The 21,197-nt window shown below is 58.0% G+C and carries 15 protein-coding genes, 1 other RNA gene and 2 pseudogenes; 8 read left to right on the top strand and 10 right to left on the bottom strand.

The window, feature by feature from the left end:
* The first annotated feature begins 15 nt into the window (after window positions 1-15).
* From PSPTO_RS18825 to PSPTO_RS18835, 3 genes and pseudogenes are all read left to right on the top strand, one after another.
* A pseudogene (locus PSPTO_RS18825) lies at window positions 16-1,200 on the top strand (NAD(P)/FAD-dependent oxidoreductase).
* Between the two features lie 29 nt (window positions 1,201-1,229).
* Window positions 1,230-2,087 carry a GNAT family N-acetyltransferase gene (locus PSPTO_RS18830; protein WP_011104645.1) on the top strand — a complete coding sequence of 286 codons (858 nt, stop codon included), beginning with the start codon at window positions 1,230-1,232 and terminating at the stop codon, window positions 2,085-2,087.
* Between the two features lie 155 nt (window positions 2,088-2,242).
* Window positions 2,243-3,718 carry an aldehyde dehydrogenase family protein gene (locus PSPTO_RS18835; RefSeq protein WP_011104646.1) on the top strand — a complete coding sequence of 492 codons (1,476 nt, stop codon included), beginning with the start codon at window positions 2,243-2,245 and terminating at the stop codon, window positions 3,716-3,718.
* 117 nt (window positions 3,719-3,835) lie between these two features.
* On the opposite strand, the gene PSPTO_RS18840 is transcribed toward PSPTO_RS18835, so the two are convergent.
* Together PSPTO_RS18840 and dnaX are read right to left on the bottom strand one after the other, a co-directional pair.
* Window positions 3,836-4,162, bottom strand: coding sequence for a YbaB/EbfC family nucleoid-associated protein (locus tag PSPTO_RS18840; protein WP_002552818.1), 327 nt, complete (start codon window positions 4,160-4,162; stop codon window positions 3,836-3,838).
* 61 nt (window positions 4,163-4,223) lie between these two features.
* On the bottom strand, window positions 4,224-6,455 hold the full coding sequence (gene dnaX / locus PSPTO_RS18845; protein WP_011104647.1) for a DNA polymerase III subunit gamma/tau: 2,232 nt from the start codon (window positions 6,453-6,455) through the stop codon (window positions 4,224-4,226).
* A 100-nt stretch (window positions 6,456-6,555) separates the two neighbouring features.
* Between dnaX and PSPTO_RS18850 the strand changes: the two genes are divergently transcribed.
* Both PSPTO_RS18850 and PSPTO_RS18855 read left to right on the top strand, forming a co-directional pair.
* Window positions 6,556-7,356 (top strand): substrate-binding periplasmic protein, encoded by an 801-nt coding sequence (locus PSPTO_RS18850; RefSeq protein WP_005765281.1) that lies wholly within the window; start codon window positions 6,556-6,558, stop codon window positions 7,354-7,356.
* 91 nt (window positions 7,357-7,447) lie between these two features.
* Window positions 7,448-9,130 (top strand): acid phosphatase, encoded by a 1,683-nt coding sequence (locus PSPTO_RS18855; RefSeq protein ID WP_011104648.1) that lies wholly within the window; start codon window positions 7,448-7,450, stop codon window positions 9,128-9,130.
* 9 nt (window positions 9,131-9,139) lie between these two features.
* On the opposite strand, the gene PSPTO_RS18860 is transcribed toward PSPTO_RS18855, so the two are convergent.
* The gene (locus tag PSPTO_RS18860) at window positions 9,140-10,264 is read right to left on the bottom strand and encodes a mechanosensitive ion channel family protein (protein WP_011104649.1); all 1,125 of its coding nucleotides are present in this window, start codon (window positions 10,262-10,264) and stop codon (window positions 9,140-9,142) included.
* A gap of 313 nt (window positions 10,265-10,577) precedes the next feature.
* On the opposite strand from PSPTO_RS18860, the gene PSPTO_RS18865 reads away from it, so the two are divergent.
* Complete coding sequence (locus tag PSPTO_RS18865) at window positions 10,578-11,858, top strand: ATP-dependent nuclease (RefSeq protein WP_011104650.1); 1,281 nt, start codon at window positions 10,578-10,580, stop codon at window positions 11,856-11,858.
* On the opposite strand, the gene PSPTO_RS18870 is transcribed toward PSPTO_RS18865, so the two are convergent.
* Both PSPTO_RS18870 and tnpB read right to left on the bottom strand, forming a co-directional pair.
* Entirely contained in the window at window positions 11,838-13,391 is a 1,554-nt protein-coding gene (locus PSPTO_RS18870) for an IS66-like element ISPsy5 family transposase (protein WP_003409202.1), read from the bottom strand. The genes PSPTO_RS18865 and PSPTO_RS18870 overlap by 21 nt on opposite strands.
* Window positions 13,392-13,408: 17 nt before the next feature.
* Entirely contained in the window at window positions 13,409-13,768 is a 360-nt protein-coding gene (gene tnpB / locus PSPTO_RS18875) for an IS66 family insertion sequence element accessory protein TnpB (RefSeq protein WP_003409203.1), read from the bottom strand.
* Window positions 13,769-13,851: 83 nt separating this feature from the next.
* Between tnpB and PSPTO_RS18880 the strand changes: the two are divergent.
* Window positions 13,852-14,037 (top strand): annotated as a pseudogene (locus PSPTO_RS18880) (transposase); the annotation flags it as partial.
* 134 nt (window positions 14,038-14,171) lie between these two features.
* On the opposite strand, the gene PSPTO_RS18885 reads toward PSPTO_RS18880, so the two are convergent.
* Both PSPTO_RS18885 and ffs read right to left on the bottom strand, forming a co-directional pair.
* Window positions 14,172-14,810, bottom strand: coding sequence for a hypothetical protein (locus PSPTO_RS18885; RefSeq protein ID WP_149032137.1), 639 nt, complete (start codon window positions 14,808-14,810; stop codon window positions 14,172-14,174).
* Window positions 14,811-15,254: 444 nt separating this feature from the next.
* An RNA gene (ffs, locus tag PSPTO_RS18890) (signal recognition particle sRNA small type) lies at window positions 15,255-15,351 on the bottom strand.
* A gap of 225 nt (window positions 15,352-15,576) precedes the next feature.
* On the opposite strand from ffs, the gene PSPTO_RS18895 reads away from it, so the two are divergent.
* Window positions 15,577-16,065, top strand: coding sequence for a GNAT family N-acetyltransferase (locus tag PSPTO_RS18895; protein ID WP_011104651.1), 489 nt, complete (start codon window positions 15,577-15,579; stop codon window positions 16,063-16,065).
* Window positions 16,066-16,117: 52 nt separating this feature from the next.
* Here the strand turns inward: PSPTO_RS18895 and PSPTO_RS18900 are convergent, their stop codons facing one another.
* The 3 genes from PSPTO_RS18900 to zipA form a co-directional block, all read right to left on the bottom strand.
* A complete protein-coding gene (locus PSPTO_RS18900) occupies window positions 16,118-17,284 on the bottom strand; it encodes a zinc-binding metallopeptidase family protein (protein WP_011104652.1) in 1,167 nt (388 codons plus the stop codon).
* Window positions 17,285-17,725: 441 nt separating this feature from the next.
* Window positions 17,726-20,089: an NAD-dependent DNA ligase LigA gene (gene ligA / locus PSPTO_RS18905; RefSeq protein ID WP_011104653.1), complete on the bottom strand. Its 2,364-nt coding sequence runs from the start codon at window positions 20,087-20,089 to the stop codon at window positions 17,726-17,728.
* Between the two features lie 127 nt (window positions 20,090-20,216).
* Window positions 20,217-21,083: a cell division protein ZipA gene (gene zipA / locus PSPTO_RS18910; protein WP_003376124.1), complete on the bottom strand. Its 867-nt coding sequence runs from the start codon at window positions 21,081-21,083 to the stop codon at window positions 20,217-20,219.
* Window positions 21,084-21,197 lie beyond the last annotated feature (114 nt).

Consider the following 21,197-nt stretch of genomic DNA (forward strand, 5'->3'; position numbering starts at 1 on the left):
TATCGGGAGCACCTCATGACCCCGCAAAAAAGCGACGTTCTGATTATCGGTGGCGGCTTCATGGGCTCGTCATCGGCGTTTTTCCTGCGCCAGCACGGGCGCTCGGTGACCCTGCTGGAACGCGACCAGATCGGCCAGTACGCCAGCGGCGTCAACTTCGGCAATGTGCGCCGTCAGGGCCGGTTTCTCGGCCAGCTTGAACTCTCCAATCGCTCCTGGGCGCTGTGGAAACGCCTGCCCGAGCTGATCGGCGAAGACCTGGAGTTCATTCCCAGCGGCCACATGCGCGTGTGTTATCGCGAAGACGAAATCGCCGAGCTGGAGGCCTACGCCGCGGCACCCGAAGCCCGCGAGCTGGATTTGCAGGTCATCAGAGGCAAGGCGCTGCATGAGCGCTTCGCGTTTCTCGGCCCGGAGGTCAAAGGCGGCTCTTATGCGCCGCACGACGGGCACGCAAACCCGCGCCTGGCCGCACCCGCCTTCGCCCGTGCGGCGATTCGCGCCGGGGCAAGAATCGAAGAGCGCACCGAAGTGGCCGAGGTGCAGAAGGTCGGCGGCGAGTTTCACGTCACCACCACTGACGGCTAGCTGTTCGTCGCCGAGCAACTGCTGATCACCGCAGGAGCCTGGGCGGCCAAGCTGGCCGAGCAGTTTGGCGAGCCGGTTCCGCTGGAGCCCAACGGCCCGCAAATGTCCGTGACCGAACCGGTGCCCTACGCCCTGCCCACGGTCATCGGGGTGTTCACCAAAATCAAAGAGGAAGTGATCTATTTCCGCCAGATCCCACGCGGCAACATCATCATTGGCGGCGGCAATCGCAACAAGCCGGACATGGTCAACCGTCGCGCCTATTTCAAGCCGCAAAGCCTGATCAACCAGATGAAACAGATGAGCCGCCTGATACCCGGCGCAGAAAAGCTCAACATCATCCGCGTCTGGAGCGGCATCGAAAGCTACACCCCGGACTCGCTGCCCATCATGGGCCGCAGCGGCAAGGTCGATGGCCTGTTCTACGCCTTCGGCTTCTGCGGTCATGGCTTCCAGCTCGGCCCTGGTGTCGGTGACGTGATGGCCGAGCTGATCAGCACCGGCAGCACTCGCACGCTGATCAGCCCATTCGATATCCGCCGCTTTACTGACCCAAGTGCTATCGAAACGCCGTTTGTCTCCAGCCTGATGAGCGCAGGCAAGCTGATATGAGCCCGATCATTCATTCTCAGGAAGGCGCCATGCCCACGACTTCGGACATCCGCTATCACTACCGCCCGGCCACTGCCGCAGACACACTGGCAGCCCATGCGCTGTCGGTGCACCTCAAATGGCCACACCGCGAAGAGGACTGGGCGATGGTGCAACGCACCTCGGATGGCTTTGTCGCCGAACATGACGGGCAACTGGTGGGCGTAGCCTTCACCTGTCATCAGGGCGACTGGTCGTCGATTGGCCTGGTGATTGTCAGTGACGAACATCAGGGCAAAGGCCTCGGTCGTCGCTTGATGAACCTGTGCCTGGACGCCACCGCGCCCCGCACGCCGATCCTCAATGCCACGGAGTCGGGCGCACCGCTCTACAGGAGCATGGGTTTCGTTGACTTTGCACGGATTCAACAGCATCAGGGCATTGCTCAGGTGCCTGATGCTGAAAGGCTGGGCGAGGGCTTGCCTGTTCGGACACTGGGGCCTGCCGACCACGCCGAGTTGATCCGCCTGGCTAACGCTGGCAGCGGTCTGGACCGCAGCGTGGTGCTGACCGATCTGCTGCATGATGCCGAACAGGCGGTGGGTATCGAGCATGATGGCCAGTTGCAAGGTATCGCCCTGCTACGGCGCTTTGGTCGCGGCCATATCATCGGCCCGGTGGTCGCGCAGGATGTCGGGCAGGCGCAACGGTTGATCACCCACTTGCTGCGCCTGATACCCGAGCGGTTTGTGCGTTTCGACATCATGGCCGACTGCGGGCTCGCGCCGTGGCTGGAAAGCTTGGGCCTGGCGTGTGTCGACAGAGCGCCGCGCATGGTGCTCGGCACGCCTCCGCCGAAGAGCCCGGACGTGCAGCAGTTTGCGCTGGTGACTCAGGCGATTGGCTGAACCAAGGGCGGATGGCGGGCTGAAACAGGTCCGCGAGGTTAGCGGGCTGCATACAGCAGATTATTCTTTGCAGCCCGCCAGATCGGCGCTCTTTGTCCAGACCGCTTTGTTAGCTTATGGCTATCAAATCATTATCGCTCCAGGGAGCCCGCTGGATGACCACACAGCCCTTGAACAGCCATCGCGTTGATCCGCACACGGCGCAAAAATTCTACATCGATGGTCACTGGTCTGCGCCGCTGAGCCCCGTCAGTATTGCGGTGGTCAACCCGGCGACTGAAGAGGTCGTGGCGCACGTTGCCAGTGGTTCCGCTGCCGATGTAGACCGCGCCGTTGCAGCCGCTCGTGCGGCCTTTGCGGGCTGGTCCGGCACCTCGCCTGAGGTTCGCGCGCAGGTCATCGGCCGGATTCATGAGCTGATCATCGAGCGCAAGGAAGAGCTTGCGCAGGCGATCTCGCTGGAAATGGGCGCAGCCATCAGTTCTGCGCGTGCCATGCAGGTGCCGCTCGCCGCCGAGCACGTGCGGGTTGCGCGCGATCTGCTGGCAACCTATCGCTTCCAGACGGTCGAAGGCGGCACGGCCATCGAACGTGAACCGATCGGTGTGTGCGCGCTGATCACGCCGTGGAACTGGCCGCTCTATCAAATAACCGCCAAAGTTGCCCCGGCCATCGCTGCCGGTTGCACGGTGGTCCTCAAGCCCAGCGAACTGTCGCCATTGAGCGCATTGCTGTTCGCGCAACTGGTGCACGATGCCGGGCTGCCGCCTGGGGTGTTCAATCTGGTCAATGGCAGCGGCCCTGAAGTGGGCGGCGCGATGGCTGCGCATCCTGACATCGACATGATTTCGATCACCGGTTCGAACCGTGCGGGCGCTTTGGTCGCGCAGGCAGCTGCGCCGACCGTCAAGCGCGTCACCCAGGAACTGGGCGGCAAATCGCCGAACATTCTGCTGCCTGACGCCGACTTCGCCAACGCTGTGCCGCCTGGGGTGATGGCTGCGTTTCGTAACGTCGGCCAGTCATGCAGCGCACCGACGCGCATGATCGTGCCGAGAAACCGCCTGGCAGAAGTCGAAGCGCTGGCTGCCCAGACGGCCGGGACGATCGTCGTCGGTGATCCGCAACTGGAACACACCGTGCTGGGGCCGATTGCCAACGAAGCCCAGTTTCATCGCGTGCAGGCGATGATCAATGCGGGTATCTGTGAGGGTGCAAAACTGGTCTGTGGCGGGCCGGGCCGTGTGCAAGGTCACGAGCAGGGCTTTTATACGCGGCCGACGGTGTTTTCCGAGGTGGATTCGTCGATGCGCATCGCCCGTGAGGAGATTTTTGGTCCGGTGCTGTGCCTGATTGCCTACGATACGATCGATGAAGCGGTGGCGATTGCCAACGATACGGTTTATGGGCTGGGCGCGCACGTTCAGGGCCAGGACCTTGAGCTGGCCCGCTCGGTGGCTTCGCGCATTCGCGCCGGCCAGGTGCACCTGAACTATCCTTCCTGGAACCCGATGGCGCCGTTCGGCGGCTATAAGCGTTCGGGTAATGGGCGTGAATATGGCGTGCATGGGTTCGAGGAGTATCTGGAGACCAAGGCGATTGTGGGGTTTGCTCCGGCTGACTTGATGTAACGGTCGTGCCAATGCAGAGCGCCCAGCGTCATGCACATATCGTGCGACGCTCCGCGTCGCATGCAGACAGAAAAATGCCAGGCACCTGGCCTGGCATCAATCATTGCGCAGTTGCCATCAGAACGGCAGTTTCATGCCCGGTGGCAGTTGCATGCCGGCGGTCATGGAGGCGGTCTTGTCCTGACTGGCCTGTTCGATCTTGCGCACGGCGTCGTTGACGGCGGCGGCGATCAGGTCTTCCAGCACTTCCTTGTCTTCTTGCATCAGGCTGTCATCCAGATTGATGCGCTTGACGTCGTGACGACCGGTCATCACCACACTCACCAGGCCTGCGCCCGATTGACCGGTAACTTCCGCGTTGGCCAGTTCTTCCTGCATCTTGGCCATTTTTTCCTGCATTTGCTGCGCCTGCTTCATCAGGCCAGCCATGCCACCTTTCATCATGGGATATCTCCTCGAAAATGCATGGTTTGTTTGCGCGGCGCCGAAGGCGCCCTGTCTTCAATTATTGAGTCTGCACCACCGGCGCGTCCACGGGCTTGATCGTATCTTCGCGGATCACAGCGCCAAACTGCTGGAGCATCTGCTGGATGTACGGGTCAGCCTGAATCGAGGCTTCGGCCTGACGCTGGCGTTCGGTGCGCAAGCGTGAAGCGGCCTGGGCAGGGGTTTCCTGCTCGGGCTTGATCAGCTCGATACTCAGGTTGATCGTGCGCCCATGGTACTGGTTCAACGCATCGTTCAAGCGGCGCTGTTGCGTGGAGTTGAACAGCGCGCTGTGCGCCGGGTCCAGGTGCAGCAGCCAGTTGTCGCCATCGACCGCCATCAATGTGCAGTTGGCGGCGATGCTGCCGGTCATGCCGGAGATTGGCAGTTTGGGAAACACTTCAAGCCAATCGGCAGCAAGACCGGTGGCCGGCATGGCGGCCGGAGCAGGCTCGGGCTCAACGGCCTCGAGCTCGACGACGCTCTCGTGGGCCAGTTCATCCAGATAGCTATACGACGCCGGGTCGATGTCGATGTCCGGCTCGACGTAATCGTCGTCCGCTGGCGGTTCGTCATCGCGGTCCATCGGGGCGGACAGATAGGCTGAGTCAGGAATCGCTTCGAGCATCGCAGGCGTGACCTGCTGTTCCTCAACCGGCGGCGACGGCTGGGCCTGCGGCGCATCCGGCACGGGGCTGGCGGGCGCAGGGGCTGGCATCGGCGTGAGGTCCGGCTGCTCGGAAACCGTTTCCAGAACCGGTTCGGCTACCGGCTCAGGCTGGGGCTCTGCTTCAACTTCTGCCACAGGATCGGGCTCGGGCTCGGGCTCGGGCTCGGGCTCGGCAGGCTTTTCGGCCACCGGCGCTTTCGACTCGTTCCACGGCAGATCGATTTCTTCGACCGGCGCAGGCTTGGGTTCAGGCTGCGGCTCAGGCTCGGGTTTGATTTGCGGCGCAGGCTCGGCTTTTGCCTCTGGCTGAACAGCAGCCGGCGCCGGCGCATACGCAGGCGGCTGCGCTTCGAAGGCAGGGTCAGGCGCAGCCACGACCGGCGGCGTCGAAGCGGGCGATGCAACAGGTGTCGCATCAGCCACCGTTTTGCGGGAATCAGCCGTGGCCTGGCTGATCCCCACTGGCTTTAGCGGTTGCCTGGGAGCGTCTTCGCTGTCAGCCGGACGAAACGCCAGCATGCGCAGCAGGACCATCTCGAAACCGCCACGCGGGTCCGGTGCCAGCGGCAGGTCACGACGGCCGATCAGGCCCATCTGGTAATAAAACTGCACGTCTTCGGCGGGCAGTGCCTGCGCCAGGGCCAGCACCCGGTCGCGGTCGCCATGGCCGTTGTCGACGCCTTCGGGCAACGCCTGGGCAATTGCCACGCGGTGCAGCACGTTGAGAATTTCCGAGAGTACGCCATTCCAGTCAGGCCCCTGCTCGGCCAGATGGCGCACGGCTTCCAGCACACCACGGGCGTCACCTTCCAGCAGCGCGGTCAGCACATCGAAAACCTGGCCGTGATCCAGCGTGCCGAGCATGGCGCGCACGTCGGCCGCCATGACCTTGCCTTCACCAAAGGCAATCGCCTGATCGGTGAGGCTCATGGCATCGCGCATCGAACCGTCGGCAGCGCGCCCGAGCAACCACAGCGCGTCATCTTCAAACGGCACGTTTTCGACGCCCAGCACGTGGGTCAGATGCTCGACAACGCGCTCGGGCGTCATGTTTTTCAGGGAAAACTGCAGGCAGCGCGACAGAATGGTCGCCGGCAACTTTTGCGGATCAGTGGTGGCCAGAATGAACTTGACGTAGGGCGGCGGCTCTTCAAGCGTCTTGAGCAAGGCATTGAACGAGTGGCTGGAGAGCATGTGCACTTCGTCGATCAGGTAGACCTTGAAGCGTCCGCGACTGGGCGCGTACTGCACGTTGTCCAGCAGCTCGCGGGTGTCTTCGACCTTGGTGCGGCTGGCGGCGTCGATCTCGATCAGGTCGACAAAACGGCCTTCGTCGATCTCCTTGCACACCGAACAGGTGCCGCAGGGCGTCGAGGTGATGCCGGTTTCGCAGTTCAGGCACTTGGCGATGATCCGCGCAATGGTGGTCTTGCCGACGCCTCGCGTACCTGTAAACAGATAGGCGTGGTGCAGGCGCTGGCTGTCCAGCGCGTTGATCAGGGCCTTGAGCACATGGGCCTGGCCGACCATTTCGCGGAACGAGCGCGGACGCCATTTACGTGCAAGAACCTGATAACTCATTGAAAACCGTCGCAACTGGTAAGCGGAAGACCGCCAATGCTAGCCGAGCAGGGGCAAAATTGCATCCGGTGTCCGTCTCTATTGTGTCTACGCTAGCTAAATGGATGAATTGAAGCGCTGTATCCGGGCTCTTGCACGGCCTCAAACTGCCCGTGCGATCGTGATCGCGACGGGCCTGTTGCTCTCATTCGTGCAAACCAGCCAGGCGGGGCAGGCATCGCTGCGCTTTGCGGTAAACGAGGGCTGGAGCATGCCGATGATGCACATCACCGACTACCAGCCCGAATCCGGCATTCTGTTCGATATCATGCAAAGCCTTGCGCATCAGGTGGGCAGAGAAGCTGAGTACCACGTCATGCCGCGCCTGCGCATTCAAGGGGCGCTTGAGCGCGACGAAGTGGACATCCATTGCTACAGCGCCCAGGCATGGTATCCCGACCTGTCAGGCGACTATTTATGGAGCCTGCCGATTCTCTACCAGCGCGACTGGCTGGTGGCCTCGGCCGAGACCGCTGCCGGGCCTTACCCCGAGCAGTTCGATACCGAGACCGTCGGCACCGTGCTGGGCTACAACTACCCTGCCCTGCAGCACCTGTTCGACAGCCACCAGTTGAATCGTGAAGACGCACGCACTCAAAGCCAGACGCTGGGCAAGTTGATGGCAGGACGCTACAACTACGCCGTGACCAATCAGTTGATCCTCGACTGGACCAATCGAAGCCTGCCCACCGGCAAAAAACTCAAGCCTATTGCCCTGGTTGCTGACCAGCCCGCAGCCTGCCTGATTCGTAACAACCCGGACCTGCCGGTGAACAGGATTCTGCGCACACTGGTACGAATGCGTATGTCGGGAGAAATCCAGCGAATCATCGATCGCTACACCGCGCCACTTGCGCCTTGATACCCCGGCAACGTGTAGCAATACCGTCATATTTCATCGCTACGCTCGCCTGAAATCTTTGGTAACAAACTAACCAGCGCGGGTATTCGGCATGAGCGACAAACCAGAAGACGAAAACACCAACGAGAACCCCGGCCGCCGTCGTTTTCTCGGTGGTATGGCAGCCTTGGGCGCAGGTGTGACGCTCAGTGGTTACGTCTCGGCTCATGAAAGACCGCCCGCAGAGGCTGAAAAACATCATCTGGTCGGACCGGCGCTGGACCGCGCACTGCGTGAAAACGTCAAGACCGTGGTGGTCATCTACGCCGAAAACCGCAGCTTCAATAACCTGTTCGGGAATTTCCCGGGCGTGCAGAAACCCCTGTCTTCCGTCAGGCCTGCCGATTATGTGCAGCGCGACCGCAATGGCACCCTGCTGGACAAACTGCCGCCGGCCTGGGGCGGTGTCCTGCAAGTCGGGCCGCAGACCGTCGACGGCGTGACCTACCCGGTGGGCGTGCAGTTTCAGGAAAACCTGCCTAACGCGCCCTTCCCGCTCAAGGGACCCAACGCCGAGGACCTGCCGCTGAGCCTGGTCACCCGCGACCTGTGGCACGTTTTCTATCAGAACCAGATGCAGATCAACGACGGCAAGAACGACCGGTTCGTCGCCTGGGCCGATGCCGGCGGGCTGACCATGGGCAACTACGCGCAGACGCAGTACTCGTTGCGTCTGTGGGACGTCGCCAAGGAATTCGTGCTGTGCGATAACTTCTTTCAGGGCGCATTCGGCGGTTCGTTCCTCAACCATCAATACCTGATCTCGGCCACTGCGCCGATCTACCCGAACGCCGCCGACTCGCCTGCAAAGTCGCAGATCGCCTCGTTGCAGAGCATGAATCCGCTGGACTCGCGCCTCAAACCACTGGACAAGTCACCCGCCAGCGCCATGGAAGGGCCTCCACAGTTCGGCCCCAGCGCCATCACCCCGGACAACTACGCCGTCAACACCCTGGCCCCGCCGTACTGGCCAACCTGGCTGCGCGACCCGCAGAACCCGGATTACTCCAAACCGGACCTGGCCAACGTGCTGGTGCCGCAAAGCCACGAGCACATCGGTGACAAGCTGTCGAAAAGGAATGTCGACTGGGCCTGGTACGCCGGGGCCTGGCAAGTGACGCTGGATGAATTCAAGGACTCCACCGGCATCCCGAAAATCCCCAATTTTCAATACCATCACCAGCCGTTCAACTACTTCAAACAGCAAGGCCCGCAGAACCCTGAAGAACGCAAAAAGCGCCTGCGCGATGGCGGCCTGGGCGACGAATCGAGCACCAATCGCTTCCTCGCGGACGCAGAAGCGGGCAAGTTGCCTGCCGTGGCCTTCTACAAACCTCAGGGCAACCTGAACATGCACGCCGGTTATGCCGACGTGGCGTCGGGTGACCGGCACATCGACCGGGTGATCAAGGTGCTGCGCAACAGCCCGCAGTGGGACAACATGGTCATCGTCGTCACGGTCGACGAGAACGGCGGCTGGTGGGACCACGTCGCACCGCCCAAAGGCGACCGCTTCGGCCCCGGCACGCGTATTCCGGCACTGGTGATTTCACCGTTCGCGCGCAAAGGCAAAGTGGACCACACGGTTTACGACACGGCCTCGATCCTGCGCCTGATCACCCGCGTTCACGGTCTGGAAAAACTCGACGGCCTGAAACGCCGCGACGAAGCGATGATCGCGCGCGGCCAGGCGCCCATGGGCGACCTGACCAACGCCTTGCACTTTCCCGCCTGATAAAACTGCTTACGCGTTAGCGTCGGCAGCTTCCAGCGCGGTGTGCCGTGAGGTTTTCACAGGTGGCAAGGACGCCACGTACACCGTGCGGGACGGGAATGCGAAACGCACATCCATCTCGGCAAAGGCTTCCATGATCTCGAGATTGATCGCCTGCTGCACATCCATATAGACGTTATAGCTGGGGTCGAGAACGATAAAGACAGTCTCGAACTCCAGCGACGTCTCGCCAAAGCCACGGAAATGCGAGCGGTCGAAGCGCGCCAGCTTCTGCGCGTTGATGATCTTCTCGACCTTCTTCGGCACTTCGCGCACCTGATCGGCAGAGCAGTCATAGGTGAGCCTGAAGTCAAAGACGATGCGTCGTTCCTGCAAGCGTTTGTAGTTCTGAATGGTGCTGTTGATCATGTCTGCGTTAGCCATCACGATCTGTTCGCCACCCAGGCTGCGAATGCGCGTGGTCTTCAGGCCGACGTGCTCGACCGTACCCGCTAGCGCCCCGACGACGATGAAATCGCCGATCTCGAACGGCTTGTCCACTGCAATCGACAGCGAGGCAAAGACGTCACCGAGGATGTTCTGCACCGCCAGCGCCACTGCAATACCGCCAACCCCGAGACTGGCCACAAACGCGGTGATATTGACCCCGACGTTCGACAGCATCGCCATCACCACCGTTGCCCACAACAACACCTTCGCGCCCCATAGACTCAAGGTCGTCAAGGCACTGCCCTGAAAGGTTTCATCGGTGTTATGGCGAACGAAATAGCGGTGCAACGCCAGGGCGATTGCCCGGTTCGCCCACAGCCCGACCTGCAACGCCGCGACCACGAACCACAAACTGCTCACTCGCCCAAGCCAACGCTCCGGCAGATCAAGCATACCGATGCCGACCAGAATCGACGCCAGCAGCAACAGCGTATTACTGGTGCCAGACAGCACCTGCACAACGATGTAGCTCATATGCCGATTGGGCGTGACTGGCTGCGCGCGCATCTTTCGCAGCACGAAGCCGATAACACCCCTGACCAGCAAAAAGCTCATGGTCGAGACAAAAACCGCAACTATCCAGTTAGCGAGCGAAATACCCAGAAATTCTGAGTCTGTGAAAAATCTGATGATGTCCTGTTCCATCCGGCCCCCGGCTCCGATGCTGCGAGAAGCCTGACCGAAAAGCCCGTGACACCCGCAGCGACCTGAATTGCCCCTTGCCGTAAAACGGTTTCAAGCGACGCGTAAGGGGGTTAGGTGATGTGTGGGGGTGAGGGTTCAGTTTGATTGGGTGCATTCAACCGAAAGGACGATCAGATGAGATTTACTACGGACGCCCCAAAAAAATAATTTACAAAGGCTAATATCCACTAAAAAAGGACAAATTTTTATAGAAAGAGGCATTAATAAACTAAAAAATATAAAGCCGGAATCCAGACTAGACGAACGTAGTGGCATGTTGTTACCATGCAATGATAATATCACTAAGAACACCAAAAACCTTAATGCTAAAAACTATTTACAGGGACGAACAATGTATATAACTCGGATAAAAATCAAAAACTTTCGCTCTTTGGTAGACGTAGAAATATTTCCAAAAAATTATACAGTTTTTGCTGGTGCAAATGACTCAGGAAAAAGCAATGTACTCCGAGCATTAAATCTGTTTTTCAACGGCCAGACGGATATAGGTAAAAACTTAGTATTCAGTCAAGACTACGCACAACAAGCTGTTATTAGAGCAAATAAAGCGAAAGAGATTTTAGTGGAACTTGAGTTCAGCCCACCTAGCAACTACACGGATAACCAACCCGTAGTATGGAGAAAATTTTGGCGCGAAGGCTCTATTCTGCCCTATCACGAACAAATTAACATGATCAATGGAGAGGCATTCAGCCCAAGATCAAGAACAGAATACTGGATTCGACAAATTGCATACGAATATGTACCTGCCATTCGGGGAAATGAGTTTTTTGCGACCTTGAAAAGAAGACTCCATAACACATTAGCTGAAACCATTGCACCTAAATTGGCTACTGCATCGGGCCGCTTTCTTAGCAGCATTCGAAAAGAAGTTGTTTCGATTGAACAGGAGGCTCGTAGACTATTTGATCTTCAAACTGAATTTTCACTACCCAGCGACTTAGGCAGTCTTTTTGAAATTCTAGACCTAAAGACAGCGGACAAGCATGCAGCAACACCGCTCCAAAACCGGGGAGATGGCATTCAGGGCCGACATATTCCGGTAATACTCAGATTTCTCGCTGAACAACGCAAAATTAATTTTGCTCGCGGCAAGCCATCTCCGGAGACAATATTTGGGTATGAGGAACCAGAAAATAACTTGGAGCTTTCTAAGCAAATTGAGGAAGCCGATGAGTTTTATCGCAGTTCAAACTCGATACAGGTCTTACTCACCACCCACTCTCCAGCTTTTTATAGCGTTACTAAATCTCAAGCTCTAGCTAGCGCTTGGTATGCGGTAAGAGCTGCTGGCAGCACGAGCTTTCAAAATTCGGCAACCACGCAAAGCTTGGATGCAGGGTTAGGCTTAATGCCATTTATCGAGCCCTATCTACACAGAGCGGCCAATGACCGTGCTGAGATGCTAGAAGAACTCAATAAACTTCACTCTCAATCTCTTCATGTCGATAAAGCTGTTATTTGTGTCGTAAGCGATCCACCAACCACACCTACCATCAGATGCGGCTTCCGTTTATCTTGGCATTTCCGGTGAGCAGTTCCACGGCAGCAACGCCTCATAGTCGGCCACCGACTGCGCAAGTGGCAACCTCTCCAGTACGTGGCGCAGCCACGTATAGGGCTCCTGGCCGTTGACCTTGGCGGTCTCGACCAAGCTATAGATCTGTGCACTGGCGGTGGCGCCTTTAGGCGTGTCGCTGAACAGCCAGGCTTTGCGCCCAATAACAAACGGCTTTATTGCGCGCTCTGCCGGGTTGTTGTCGATCGGTAAAAAGCCGGCTTCCACGTAACGCTTCAGCCGACTCCAGTTATTCGCCAGATAACCAACTGCCTTGCCCAGCACGCTTTGCGGCGTCACGTGGGACTGAGTTTTATCCAGCCAGCTTTTCAACTGAGCCAAGATTGGCAGGCTTTTCTCCTGCCGACCGGTAAAGCGCTGTTCGTCGCTGCCGTCTTTCAATTCGCGCTCGATACCGTACAGCTTATTGATCATCGTCAGCGCGATATCGGCACGCCCGGTCTTGCCCTTAGGTTGCACTTTTTGTGCTTCGACAAATTTGCGCCGCGCATGGGCCATACACGCCAAGCGCTCCACGCCCGGTTGTAACGCCAGCGCGTTATAGCCCGCGTAATCATCAGTCATCACATAGCCGCGATAACTTTCCAGCAGCCGTAACGGTACGTCCTGCGCGCGGCTGGAAGTGTAGTCGAACAATACGACTTTATGATCTGGAGGCCCGCTGGCCTGTACCCACATCCAGGATTGGCTGGTCGGGTCTCGATCTGGTTCTTTCAGTACCTGAACGCGGGTTTCGTCACAGTGGATGACCGGGCTTTCCAGCAATCGATCACGCATCAGATTTAACAGCGGCTGCAAATGTTCGCCGCACTGGATAATCCAGCGGGCCAACGTTTGACGCGGGATTTCTATGCCATGTCGGCTTAGCACCGTTTCAAAACGATGCAGCGGCAAGCCGTCGACATACTTGGTGGTCAGCAGCATGGCCAACACGCTGGGGCTGGCCATGCTCTTTTCAATCAACTGCGCAGGCTTGCCGGCTGTGACCGGTGCCGACTCACAGCCACGACAGCCGTAGACTTTGCGGATGTGTTTGATCACCCGAATCTGCATCGGCACGATATCCAGTTGCTCGCTGGTTTCCTCGCTGACGACATGCTTGCGGCAACCGCAGGCACAGGTCAGTTCGTGTTCGGGCAGCTCGTGGATGACTTCAATGCGCGGCAGATCAGCCGACAGTGGCTTGCGCTTGCCACGGCGTGGCGCAGGAGCAACTACTTCCTCATCAGCATCGCCGACCGGGAGCATAGGCTCGCTTTCAGGTTCATTGAACAAGGCAAGTTGAGGGGTATTAGGCTCGACGGTTTGTTCGGACTTTCGACCAAAAATACGGTCACGCAGCAGCTTGATCTGCTCTTTGAGATCAACGATGTGAGTGGCGTAGGCGTCTTTAACTTCCTGTTCGCGCGAGCGTGCTTCGTAGCTCTCAAGCAGCATCTGTTTGAGCAATACGGGATCGTCAGGAAGGTTGTCGGGCAATGGTCGCATGCCCTGGATTATACCCGTCAGGCAACAAACCTTGGAGTCAAAATCTTATGAGGACGGTTGCGCCACAGATCAAATCCATCCAGCAGCCAATTCAATTCCTGAACCGTCAGCACAATGGCTTCGTCGACATCATCTGGCGAGATTTTGAAACGCTCGGACTCGAGACGCTTGAGCCAAAGGCAGAAGCCGTTACGCTCCCAATACAAAATCTTCACTCGATTCCGGGATTTGTTGAGAAAGACAAAGAGCACCGGATCAAAGACCGCCACTTTAATATCCAACTCGACCAAAGCAGCTAAGCCATCGATGGATTTTCTGAAATCCACGGGTTTGGGATAGAGGTAGACTTTCTCGACTTTGGCGTCGGGTCGCATCATGGTGCTGGCTCCTGAAAGAAAACGGGAGCACAGCATCAGGCGTCAGCCAGTGGCTTGAAATGTGGGGTTCGTGGATCGGATACATTGAATATGCCAAGGCGCAACTGCGCGCCAAGGTCGAGCACCCCTTCCAGGTAATCAAGGTGCGCTTCAATCATCGCAAGGTTCGCTACCGTGGGCTGGAAAAGAATACAGCGCAGTTGTTCAGTTTGTTTGGGTTGGCCAATCTGATGCTGGCCAAGCGGTATTTGCAACAGGCGGCAGGATAAATCCGTCTGAAAGGCGGGACTGGCCCGCCAATCAGCAAAAGGAGGGCAGAAATCTGCCCGAGAAACGCAAAGCAAGGCCGGCAGGTTGAAAAAAACCGGCTTGGAAATGAAGACGGTGCGAACGGGTTAATTTTTCAGCGTCTCCCTAAGGGACGCGCGATGGTCATTCCTTCGATGCATGACGCTTTTTTCACTATTTGACGATCCCTTATTTCCTTGAATATTTCATCGTAAAAAATATCTGGCTTCTTATCTCTTCCCTTAAAAGCCATTACGTTTTTTACGTAATTGTGAGACAGCTCTCTATCTTCAACAAATAGAACGCGCTCAAGAAAACTCTCAATTTCCGGACGATGGGCTACGCCGTGCACCCTAATCAGTTCCTTAGAGAGTCCAAGAATAATCTTGTCCTGTTCTGCAACCTTGAAATTTTCCATACCATAGAAATATCCAGCATCTCTTAGCAAATAAGAGTCTTTTAGTACTGGCATAAAAAAAATGAAAGTATGGAACTTAAATACTGAATGACAATTACAGTACAACGTATACAAATACTTGCCAATTTTATGAGGTGTCAGATTTGCTTCACCCTTAGACTGCAAATCCCAGAGTTTCCCACCAGCGCTGAGCCCGGTCACATCGTTAAAACAATCAATAGCTAGTATAGAAATTTGTTTTTTGTCAGGACGCAACCCGATCATATATAGAAGAGACTTAGTCTCGTATTGAGACGCCTTATTATTATTTCGTTCGGTATTTTTGAATGTATACACGCGACCTTCCCTGTCTTAGCACCGCTAGTACTGGTGGCTTCCGACTGCCAAATTCCCGTGGGTATCTCCGCAGGAGTCTTGATCATTTGCGCAGCAGCTCGTGCCGCCGACATCATGATGCCACTATACATTACTAGAAGGCGCTGAGCACTCGACTCGCTGAGAGAGAGTTCGATTGCTGATCGCTTGCACAAATCGTCTGTTTAGGCTCATGACAATAGGCAGAAGTTGTGAATGGGGATCACGACAGGATAGCTGTTGGCTTTGTCTGAACCGACCACGAAAAATCATCGGGGCGGAAATTGCGAACTGTAGAGAAAATCGAACTGACTCTTTATAATTGCGATACAGATGCACCACTTTGGTGTACCTAAACGCCGTCACACTTCGAGATATTTGACTGATAAATCCTTATAAAACCAAGGATTTAGAGATAGGTGGTGCCCCCACCAGCCACACCCCGGCACACAATGTTCCCGCTGTGGCTGCTTCCTTCCGGATCTGACCAGGTTCACGGGTAATCGTTGCGGGGGGACCGATGGGGTCACCATAACGACGCTCGCCAGTGGCGAGCCGCGCCATTGTACCGGTCTTGCGCGAGTTTACAACCGTTGCCCTGGATAAAAATTTCGATAGCGCTCAAGCACTTGTGTACCGGGGCCGAAACGCAAATCCGCCTTCACCGGCAGTGCTGCAAATCCTCGAAATAGCCCCGCACGATCCTGTACCCTGCCCGCCTCAATAATAATCAGCCAGCAGGTTGCTCATGCAGACTCGATTGGTCGGCTACCACGATCTCGATCCACACCAGCGCCAGCAGCTGGAACAACTGGAAGTCACGCCGGAACAGACGCAGTTCTCCGGCGACATCTACACGGCGCTCAATACGCTTCTGGTCAATCCCAATCCGAACGTTTGCGGCTTCGTGCTTCTGGCCGATGAGAGGCCTGTGGGCTTTTTTCTGCTCAAGCGTGGTGACTGCCTGCCGCACTGGGCTCAGGAAGAACTGGCTGCGACGCTGCATGCCTTGCAGATCGACCGCCGTGAACAGGGCAAAGGGTTGGGCAAGGCATGCCTGCAGGCGTTGCCTGCCGCACTGAGTCTGAAATGGCCGGACATCACACAGTTGATGCTCTCGGTGGACGCCGACAACAGCGCTGCCATCGGGCTTTATGTGGGTCAGGGCTGGATTGACACCGGAGAGGCGTATCGCGGAAGGATCGGTTTCGAGCGCAGGCTGGTATTGAAGCTTTGATACGGAGTTTGAGCGCGCGCCTGACATCCCGGGATGTCAGGCGCTGCTTGGGTTATTGAGCCAACAAGACCTCATCGGCCTTGCCGCCTGCATCCTGAATGACCAAGTGGATGAAGTGCAGCTTGGCAATCACCGCCGGCGGCAGCACGAACGGATAGAAATCCGGCTGCCCCATGCTGCGTGACAGCTCGTTGAGCATGCTTGCCAGCTCGATCCAGGCGTTGACGAACGACAGGAACGCCGGGCCGCCGGGGTGCTGTGGATCGTAGAGAACTTCCAGCGGAAATGGCTGGTAGTCGAGCTCCATGTCGCGGGCGCTCATGCCAAAGCCCAACGCGGTATCGACCGCATCCATCATGTGCAGGTAATGAGCCCAGGTTTCGGCCCAGTCTTCCCACGGGTGCATGGTGGCGTAGGCACTGACGAAGCTTTCCTGCCAGTTGTCGGGCGCGCCGTTCTTATAGTGGTGATCGAGCGCATCGGCGTAGCTGGCGCGCTCGTCGCCGAACAGGTTGCGGCAACCGTCCTGCCAGCGGGTATCGGCAATCAGCCGATCCCAATAGTAGTGACCGACTTCGTGGCGGAAGTGGCCGAGCAAGGTGCGATACGGTTCGTGCATCTGCACGCGCATGGCTTCGCGGTGTGCATCGTCGGCTTCTTCGATGTTCAGCGTGATCAGGCCATTGGCGTGGCCGGTGGTCGGCAGCTTGCCTTCCAGATCGACGCCGACAAAGTCAAAGGCCAGGCCGGTTTCTTCATCGACGGTCTTGGGGATGACTTGCAGCCCCAGTGAAATCAATTGCGCGACCAGGCGGCGCTTGGCGGTCTCGACCTTGCGCCAGCGCTCGCCGTTTTCGACGATGGACAGGTCGGGAATGGTCCGATTGAGGCTGCATGCCACGCAGAATTCACCGGCGTTGTGCGCCGGAAACAACCAGTTGCACGCCGCTGGCGTGTCGAGGTTGGCGCAACGCCGATACAGGCCTGCGCCCGGTTCGTCACTCAAGCGCCAGGTCGCGGCATCAGGACCCGCTTCTAGTACAGCCACCCGGCTCTGTTCTGGCAGATAACCCAGCGCCGCCGAACAGGCCAGGCATTGAGAATTGGGGAAAAACACCGACTGGCCGCAGGTGCACTGCCAGACCTTGCTGTTACGTTTGGATTCGCCGACAAATGGGGCGGTAATGCGTGAACTCAATTGCTCGAAAAAGCGATACATGGCGATCTCCCGTTGGCCTTGCATGGACTAGATCATGCCGACGCTGCAGGGGTTCAAAATATTATCGAGCGGCGGAGACGGACAGTGTTGGCGGCGTTTTTTGTGGGCGAAAACGGTGCGTCGGTGGGGTCTGGCACTACCCATGCAAGATCGGACGCAGAGCGTCCAGCACGGCGCACCGACGCGGAGCGTCGGCACGATAATCAAAGGCCGGAAACTGCATGCTTACGCGCAGTGCATCGCACGATAGTCGAGATTATCGTTCCAACGCTACAGCGCTCAGCGTTACACACAAGTCCTGATGACCGCGCAAAACAGGGCTTTTGAGGTGCCGGGCGCACCGGTTTTACTGTCGGCTCACGACAGTTCGCGGACAAGCGGAGCTTCGCCCGGTCCGCCTCCACAGCGGACAAGTGCGTAGGCATGCATCACCGGCCTTGCTCAATCAACCGCTACGCCCAGTTCGGTCAGGCGCTTGAGCAGTGCCTCTTCGTCCAGCACGGTCAGGCCCAGCTCATTGGCTTTGGTCAGTTTGGAACCCGCACCTGGCCCGGCGACCACGGTGTGGGTCTTGGCCGATACCGAGCCGGACACCTTGGCCCCCAGGCTTTCGAGTTTTTCCTTGGCCACGTCGCGACTCATGCGTTCCAGCGAACCGGTCAGCACCCAGGTCTGGCCTGCCAGCGGCAAGCCTTCGACGGTTTTTTTCTCGCTGCGCCAATGCATGCCGAAGTCCTTGAGCTGGGCTTCGATGGCGCGGGCGCGTTCGGCGTTGGCGTTGTCGTCGAAGAAGTCGCGGACCGATTTGGCCTGTTTCTCCGGCAGCGTCTGGCGCATGTCCAGCCAGTCAGCGCTGATGACCGCCTCCAGCGTGCCGAACCGGTCAGCCAGTTTCTGTGCAGCACCCGGCCCTACCGATGGAATGTGCAGCTTGTCGATCAGGCCTTCCAGCGTGGTGCTGGCGGCAAACTCTGCACCCAGCTCACCCTGATCCTGCAATTGCAGACCGCACTCGCCCAGCAGCGCGTCGATGACGTTGCGGTTGTGCTCATCCTCGAAGAAGCTGTGAATTTCGTAAGCGACTTCCAGACCGACATCCGGCAGATACGTCAGCACCTCCGGCAGTGCCTGTTTGACGCGGTCCAACGACGCCAGTGAGCGCGCCAGTACCTTGGCCGTCTCCTCCCCTACATCGGGAATACCCAGGGCATAGATGAAGCGCGCCAGGGTCGGCTGTCGGCTGTCGGCAATCGCCTTGAGCAGCTTGTTGCTGGAGATTTCAGCAAAACCCTCCAGGTCGATGATCTGTTCGTATTTCAGTTTGTACAGGTCGGCAGGCGAACCAATGAGCTTTTCATCGACCAGTTGCTCGATGGTCTTGTCGCCCAGGCCTTCGATGTCCATTGCCCGACGCGACACATAGTGAATGATCGCCTGCTTGAGTTGCGCACCACAGGCCAGCCGTCCGACGCAGCGATACACCGCGCCTTCGGTAACGGTTTCCTTGCCCTTGCTGCGTTTGATCAACTGCGTGCGCTCGACATGCGAGCCGCACACCGGGCAGCTTTGCGGGACTTCGACCGGTTTGGCGGTTTCGGGGCGGCGCTCGACGACGACCTGCACTACCTGCGGAATCACGTCACCGGCGCGACGGATAATCACCGTGTCGCCAATCATCAGCCCCAGCCGCGCCACTTCATCCATGTTGTGCAACGTGGCGTTGGCGACCATGACACCGGCAACCTTGACCGGCTTGAGGCGCGCGACCGGCGTGACCGCGCCGGTGCGGCCGACCTGAAATTCAACGTCCAGCAGTTCGGTCAGCTCTTCCATGGCCGGAAACTTGTGGGCAATCGCCCAGCGTGGCTCGCGGGCACGAAAGCCCAGTTCGCGCTGCGCCGCCAGGTTGTTGACCTTGAACACCACACCGTCGATCTCGTAGGTCAGCGAAAGACGTCGCTCACCGATGTCGCGGTAGTAAGCCAGACATTCCTCGACGCCGTCCGCCAGTTTCAGTTCGCGACTGACCGGCATACCCCATTTTTTCAACGTTTCAAGCACGCCGATGTGCGTGTCGGCAATTTCTGCCGAGGTCTGCCCCAGGCCATAACAACAGAATTCCAGCGGACGGTTGGCGGTGATCTTCGAATCCAGCTGGCGCAGGCTGCCAGCAGCGGCGTTGCGCGGGTTGGCGAAGGTCTTGCCGCCAACTTCCAGCTGGCTGGCGTTGAGCCGCTCGAAACCGGCCTTGGACATGAACACTTCGCCGCGTACTTCCAGCAGCTCTGGCCAGCCCTTGCCTTGCAGCTTGAGCGGGATATTGCGCACGGTGCGCACATTGACGCTGATGTCTTCGCCCGTGGTCCCGTCGCCGCGCGTGGCACCGCGTACCAGTGCGCCGTCGCGGTACAGCAGGCTGACCGCCAGACCGTCCAGCTTGGGCTCGCAGCTGTATTGCACCTTGCCGCCTTCGCCAAACAGATCCCCGGCAGGCAGGTCCAGCCCTTCGGTTACACGGCGGTCGAACTCGCGCAGGTCGTTTTCTTCAAAGGCGTTGCCCAGGCTGAGCATGGCCATTTCGTGACGCACCTGGGTGAAAGCCGACAAGGCGGCACTGCCCACCCGCTGGGTCGGCGAATCGGGCGTGACCAGATGCGGGTTTTCTGCCTCAAGGGCCTTGAGCTCGTGGAACAGGCGGTCGTATTCGGCATCCGGGATGCTCGGCTCGTCCAGAACGTGATAGCGGTAGTTGTGCTGATCCAGCTCTGCACGCAGTTCCAGGATTCGGGTTTCGGCGGCCTTCATACGGTGTTCTCTCAAAAAGCAAAAAAGCAGCCGAGGCTGCTCATCTGTTGGTTCTGTTCTTTTTCAGTCCGGTTCCGCGCAAGGCATGCCCAAGCACACGCCTGGCACGGGACCGGTGCAATGACGCTTACCCGCGACGCTGGGTTAGCGCACGACGCTCGAACTCGACGATACGCTGGCGATAATGCTCGATGGTCTGCGCGGTCATGACACTGCGCTGGTCATCTTTCAATTCGCCATCCAGCTCGTGAGCCAGCTTGCGAGCAGCGGCAACCATCACATCAAAAGCCTGCTTGGGACGACGAGGGCCTGGCAAGCCAAGGAAGAAGCTCACTGCGCGGGTGCTGAAATGGTCGATGTCGTCCAGATCGAATACGCCGGGCTTGACCGCATTGGCCATCGAGAACAGCACTTCGCCGTTGCCGGCCATGCTTTCGTGACGATGGAAAATGTCCATCTCGCCAAAACGCAGACCGCTTTCCAGAATGTTCTGCAGCAACGCCGGGCCCTTGAAGCCGCCTTCATTACGCGAGATCACGCTGATGACCAGTACTTCTTCTACTGGTGGCAGGTCCTTGTCTTCGGTGATGCGCTGGGCCGGTTTATCATCCGGGAAATCGTCGTCGCGCGCCGTGAACAGGCTCGGGCCGTCCAGATCTAGATTAAGATCGCCCTGCTGCGGCTCGTCCTTACGCTTCTTGTCACCACGTTTTTCGCTGCCGGCACCGCGTTTGTTGTCACGCGGGTTGGCGCTCATCGACGGCAAATCATGCTCGTCAAGCTGCGGCTCCTTGTGCGTGTCCAGCACACGCGGCGGACCCAGCACTTCGGCAGACGTGGTTTCTTCTTCATCCGGAAGGTTGGAGAAGCTCCGATCCAGCCTGAATTTCAATTTGCCCTTGCCGCCGCGCATACGGCGCCAGCCATCAAAGAGAATACCGGCAATGACTATTATGCCGATGACGATCAGCCACTCGCGCAGACCGATTTCCATGTAATCCAGTGCCTCTAATGAAGAAATCTGAAAATAAGGGCCTAAACCCCTTTAATACGTGGTGCCAAGTCTATGTTCTGACTGGCATTTTGCCCACATGAAAATAAAAAAAGT

This window comes from Pseudomonas syringae pv. tomato str. DC3000, assembly GCF_000007805.1.
Classification (GTDB): Bacteria; Pseudomonadota; Gammaproteobacteria; order Pseudomonadales; family Pseudomonadaceae; genus Aquipseudomonas; species Aquipseudomonas avellanae.